At 58.0% G+C, this 1,348-nt stretch carries 1 protein-coding gene and 1 pseudogene; both read right to left on the minus strand.

Features of this window, described 5'->3' with window-relative positions; translation table 11 throughout:
- The coding region (locus AX672_RS15970) for a globin domain-containing protein (RefSeq protein WP_231731403.1) at nt 1–348 on the minus strand (348 nt) is incomplete at its 3' end.
- Nucleotides 349–405: 57 nt separating this feature from the next.
- Nucleotides 406–1,293 (minus strand): annotated as a pseudogene (locus tag AX672_RS15975) (cbb3-type cytochrome c oxidase subunit I); the annotation flags it as partial.
- Nucleotides 1,294–1,348: the final 55 nt, after the last annotated feature.

The following is a 1,348-nucleotide window of genomic DNA, read 5'->3' on the forward strand; positions in this document are numbered from 1 at the left end:
CAAATCATGCTCGGACGAACCCAGAGCGGTGGCCTCATGAATAGTGGGGTCTAGAGGATAATGTTCGGCCTTTACGCCAGTTTCCACATGCCGTGCAGCCATCCGCATCACCGGCGCAGTCAAGGCCTCCAGCTTGTCGATGTTCTGCGCATAAGCGAGGATAGCGCCAGCCAGACGCTTCGGCTGTTCCCCGCTTTCCTGCGCGGCTTGGTCGAACATGGCCTTCACGTCAGGGTCGGTGAACAGCCGCTCATACATGCGAGTCGTGATGGCAAGGCCGTGCTGCTGCAATGCAGGCGCGGTCGATTTTACGATGGCTTTGGTTTCGGCACTCAGTGGTTTGCGCACAGCTATTCCTTTTGGTGTTGTGGGTTGAGAAAATTGGGAACGAAGAAATCGGTGCTGTCAGGTGCGGCTTTGCCGATTGCCTGGCACGAATGCTCGGAACATGAACCAGGCGAACGCAAACACACCCACGCTGAAGACGACATCCCCGGGCACCCGTGCCCAGACCAGCGCCTGCATGATCGGGCTATGGATGAATTCCGCCGAACGCGCATAGGCATAGCCATGTTCAACACTGGCATAGGCTTGCAGGATACCCTGCGGCAGCAGCGACAGGAACGTCATCATCGCAATGCCGATGTTGAGCGACCAGAAGGCGATCTTGAGTGATTTCTGGCTCCATATCGAAACGTCGGTCAACCCACGCATGCAGTAGAGCGTGAGCCCCAGCCCCAGCATCCCATAGACCCCAAACAGGGCGGCATGGCCGTGGTTGGCAGTCGTGTTCAGCCCCTGCATGTAATAGAGCGCGATGGGCGGGTTGATCAGGAACCCGAACAGCCCCGCACCGACCAGATTCCAGAACAGAACGGCCGAGAAAAACATAAACGGCCAGTGATAGGTGCGCTCCCACTCGGCTTCATGCTCCACCTTGTGGCGCGTATAGGCCTCAAAGCCTACGACCAGCAGCGGCACAACTTCGAGAGCCGAAGCCATCGCCCCGACCGCGATCACCGAGGTTGGGGTTCCGCTGAAATACAGGTGGTGGAAAGTGCCCAGCACCCCGCCGAACAGGAAGATGATCGTGGCAAACAACACCATCACGGTCGCGGTGGACGTTCGCAGGATGCCCATGCGGACGAACAGCAGCGATATGATCGCGGTAGCGAAGACCTCGAAAATGCCTTCAACCCACAGGTGCACGACCCACCAGCGCCAATATTCCATGATGGCGATATTGGTATGCTGGCCCCACATCAGCCCGGCACCGTACAGCAGGCCGATAGCTGTCCCCCGTCAGCACCAATGGCACAGATTTGAGGTTGTGATTTAAGGAGGGTTG

It is taken from the genome of Sphingomonas sp. CCH10-B3 (assembly GCF_001556185.1).
Lineage (GTDB): Bacteria > Pseudomonadota > Alphaproteobacteria > Sphingomonadales > Sphingomonadaceae > Sphingomonas > Sphingomonas aquatica.